Origin of the sequence: Streptococcus sp. A12 (assembly GCF_905372335.1) — a bacterium.
Taxonomy (GTDB): Bacteria; Bacillota; Bacilli; order Lactobacillales; family Streptococcaceae; genus Streptococcus.
Genome location: NZ_CAJPOU010000089.1, coordinates 1 through 4,033, shown reverse-complemented (window position 1 = coordinate 4,033; position 4,033 = coordinate 1). Strand labels below are relative to the sequence as shown.

Genomic DNA, 4,033 nt, shown 5'->3' with positions numbered 1-4,033 from the left:
ATGACTTATAAGATTTCCCTCAGTCAGTTTGAGATAGACTTTTTGTGTTTTCCGTTTAATGTCCGTTTTATTGACACTTTAAGCAAGACATCTTATCAATCTGAACAGCTTGCAAATATTTTTCAAGGGATTGTCAAGAAAGTCAAAGAAACAATGTTGGTTCACTTTGATGATGAAGAATTATTTGAAGAAATCAAATCTCATCTAGGCCCCTTAATCAATCGACTGATTTTCCATGTGCAAGCTAATGATATATTCCATGGCGAGGTTCAAACTCAATATCCTTTTGCTTTTGAAATGGCGAAAATTGCTGGAGAAGAACTATCTGCAATTTTTGGTTCTGAATTGGAATTATCTGAAATCGGATATCTGGCTTTGTATTTTGAAATGATTTTAAGAAAGCAAAACTCTGTTGTAAATGGTTCTCGCAAGCAGATAGCTGTAGTTTGCACAACAGGAAGAGGAACTGCTGCGATGATTATTCAGCAACTCAGACGAGTCCTTGGAAATGATGTAGACATTACTCAGTATTCTGAAGAGGATTTTAATGTGGATTTGAATCAGGACTATTTCGCGATTTTTACGACAGTTCCTCTAAAATATAAAGATTCTAAATCTCCAGTCATTCAAGTTAATCATCTTTTTGATGATCAATGGCTGCAGGAAGAATGGCAGAGGGCCAATGCTTTTCATCAAAAAAATCTAGAAACAGTCAGCTTACGTTTTCTTCGGTTGAGTCCCCAAAAAACCTATCAGCAATACTTGCTAAATATGGTTGCAGAGTTAGAGAAACTTCAGATGATTGATGAAGGTTTTAGAAATCGGATAATTGATAGGGAGAAAAAACAATCAACCATTTTTGGTGGAGGAATTGCCTTCCCCCATACAATTAACCAGGGTTATGCAAAGACTATTTTAATGTTTGGAAAACTAGAAGAGCCTTATCAAAAAGGAGATGAATGGATTGAATTTATCTTTCTAGTCGCCATACCCTCAGAAATTGAAAGAAAAATGGAAAGTGAATTGCTGGAATTGTATGACGACATTTTTCGAATTGCAGGAGAGCCTTCTCTAAAAGAAGCATTGAGGGCTGTAGAAACAGAGACAGAGTTTCTATCATTTTCTAAGAGCAAAGGAGTATTTTAATGAATTCGCTAATAATTTTCGCTGTATTTGTCATGGCAGCTTATATATTTCAAATGTTCCTCGGCTGGCAGCAACTCAAAGACTTCAATAAGACCTATACGATGCTCCGAAAACTGGGGCGCGTAGCGATTGGCAGGAAGTCCGGAAGAATCAAATCCGGTACGATTGTCATGTTCGCGGTTGATGAAAACGGTCGGGTTCTTAAAGCTAGCAAAATGCAAGGAGTCACAATCTTAGCACGTTTTCAAAATATGGACGATTATGTTGGAGAAGACATCCATTATTTTGACAAGTATAATCCTCTTGTGAGAAAAGAAAATAAGTTGATGCAATCAGCCATAGAAGATGCTAGAAAAGTCTATCTTTGGCATGAGGCAGGTATTGAGAAAGAGACAAGTTCATCTGATTCTTTTCTGGGATTCGGCTTTTATGCGAATTACTTACAATTATCTATTAAACAGTTATTTAAAAAAAATAAGAAAGGGAGTTCCTTATGAATCACATTACAAATTTTGCAGAGAGTTTTATGAAACTCTTCCAATTAGGTGGAGAAACCTTTATTAGCTGGATGACAAATATTGTACCGCTTGTCTTAATGCTATTGATTGCAATGAATACCCTTATCGCTTTCTTGGGAGAAGAGAAGGTCAATTCCCTGGCTAAGATTTCTGCCAAAAATCCTGTTAGCCGGTATATGATTTTACCTTTCATTTCAGCCTTTATGCTGGGGAATCCGATGGCGATCAGTATGGGACGTTTCTTACCAGAATATTATAAACCTAGTTTTGTAGCAGCTCAGATGCAGTTCTGCCATACTTCAAATGGTGTATTTCCGCATATCAATCCTGGGGAATTGTTTGTATGGATGGGAATTGCAACAGGAATTCAAACTTTAGGTTTAAGTCAAATGGACTTAGCCATTCGTTACATGCTTGTTGGGCTTGTCATGAACTTTGTAGGCGGTTGGGTGACCGATTTTACAACTGCTTATGTAGCAAAACAGCAAGGTGTTACCTTGAGTAAAACATTTGATTGATAGAAAGAGTGAAATTATGTCATATAAGAGTATAAAAGTTGTTAAAGGAAATGGCGGTTTCGGAGGACCTTTGGTCATTACACCTAGTGAGGCTAAGCATAAATTTATCTATATCACTGGCGGCGGAGAAAAGCCAGATATTGTAGATAAAATTGCTGATTTGACCGGTATGGAAGCTGTTAATGGGTTTAAAACTTCTATCCCTGATGAGGAAATTGCTTTAGCAATCGTGGATTGCGGCGGTACTCTTCGCTGCGGTATTTATCCTAAAAAGGGGATCCCTACAATCAATATTGTCGCTACAGGGAAAAGTGGCCCTCTAGCACAATATATCACCGAGGAAATCTATGTGTCAGCAGTTGGCCTTAATCAAATTTCTGCTGCTAATGAAGACGAAAAAGCGACAACTGTGGTAACAGAAAAGCCAACTTACGATACTAGTAAAAAAATTACAGAGCAAAAAGCTGAAACAAGTATTGTAGCAAGAATTGGGATGGGCGCTGGGAAGGTCGTTGCGACTTTCAACCAGGCTGCTCGTGAAGCCATCCAAACAATGCTCAACACGATCATTCCTTTCATGGCCTTTGTTTCCTTGCTGATTGGGGTTATTCAAGGTTCAGGTGTTGGAAATTGGCTGGCAAAATTAATGGTTCCCCTAGCGGGGAACATCTGGGGACTCATTTTGATTGGCTTTATCTGTTCCTTGCCATTCCTATCTCCTTTGTTAGGCCCCGGAGCTGTTATCAGTCAGATTATCGGAACCTTAATTGGAGTCGAAATCGGAAAAGGGAATATTCCGCCCCAAATGGCTCTGCCAGCTATATTTGCTATCAACACTCAAAACGGTTGTGATTTCATTCCTGTAGCACTCGGTCTATCTGAAGCCAAGTCTGAAACAGTTGAGGTTGGTGTCCCTTCTGTGCTTTATTCACGCTTTCTCAATGGTGTTCCGCGGGTGCTAGTAGCTTGGATAGCTAGTATTGGCCTTTATCAGTAAACTTTTGATAGATGCACGTAAACATAGCAACTATTATGTTAAACTTATCTATAAGCATAAGTTTATGACAGATTTGAGAAAGGATGAATAGGAATTAGATGAAGAAAATTTTTGAAGCTAAAGTAATTCAAGTGGGGCCTGAAGCTCAGAATATGATTCAAGATGCCAATATGCTCATTTTATTTGGAGAAGAAGCTCCGGAAGACTTAGCAGAGTATTGTTTTAAAATCGATAACAAAAATCTTCTAGGTGCAATACTAGAAGGTGGAAAGCTGGTGGTAGATAGTCAGGAATATTCGATTACTGCCGTAGGAAATGTAGTAGAAAAAAATTTAACTGGACTGGGCCATATCACGATTTCTTTTGATGGTTCAAAAGAGGGGAGCCTTCCTGGTACACTCCATGTCGCAGCAGACCAAGCAGTAGTAATTGAAAAAGGCTCTACCATTCAGATTTTTGAAGTAGCTCAAGTAGGATAAAATATCTAAATAAGAATACTAGAAAAATAAGAGTCTAAAAACTTGATTCAGAGCCTGGGCAAAAAGTCCAGGCTTTTGGGTCTAAATTAGAAAAAATAGATGACGCAGTGGTTGATTGGCATCTTCCTTCGCTTTTTAAGCTCCAAAGATGACCTAATCAACTGTGCGGGGGTGGGAAGACGAACTTTTTAACTTGTTTGAAGTTCTTTCCCACTCCCTTTTTGATTGGAAGAATAATTTATGTTATAATATTGTAAAATTTGTCATTATTTTTCAATGTTTTCGCAATATGACAAATCAACAAAATTTATAAGGAGAAAACCATGTCAGATAAAGATGGACAAGGTCAAGTGCAAGGGGCTTGGCAAGAAAATC

Annotated in this window: 5 protein-coding genes; all 5 read left to right on the top strand. The window is 38.1% G+C overall.

What is annotated here, in order from left to right; genetic code table 11:
- Positions 1-1,146 (top strand): PTS sugar transporter subunit IIA (locus QZ158_RS07940; protein ID WP_293887408.1); only part of this gene is annotated, 1,146 nt, incomplete at its 5' end.
- The gene (locus QZ158_RS07935) at positions 1,146-1,643 is read left to right on the top strand and encodes a transcriptional regulator GutM (protein ID WP_278925304.1); all 498 of its coding nucleotides are present in this window, start codon (positions 1,146-1,148) and stop codon (positions 1,641-1,643) included. The genes QZ158_RS07940 and QZ158_RS07935, both read left to right, overlap by 1 nt.
- Positions 1,640-2,182 carry a PTS glucitol/sorbitol transporter subunit IIC gene (locus QZ158_RS07930; RefSeq protein WP_023024625.1) on the top strand — a complete coding sequence of 181 codons (543 nt, stop codon included), beginning with the start codon at positions 1,640-1,642 and terminating at the stop codon, positions 2,180-2,182. The genes QZ158_RS07935 and QZ158_RS07930 overlap by 4 nt, the downstream gene beginning before the upstream one ends.
- A 16-nt stretch (positions 2,183-2,198) precedes the next feature.
- The gene (locus QZ158_RS07925; protein WP_009660130.1) at positions 2,199-3,179 is read left to right on the top strand and encodes a PTS glucitol/sorbitol transporter subunit IIB; all 981 of its coding nucleotides are present in this window, start codon (positions 2,199-2,201) and stop codon (positions 3,177-3,179) included.
- Between the two features lie 98 nt (positions 3,180-3,277).
- A complete protein-coding gene (locus QZ158_RS07920; protein ID WP_125352450.1) occupies positions 3,278-3,658 on the top strand; it encodes a PTS glucitol/sorbitol transporter subunit IIA in 381 nt (126 codons plus the stop codon).
- Positions 3,659-4,033 lie beyond the last annotated feature (375 nt).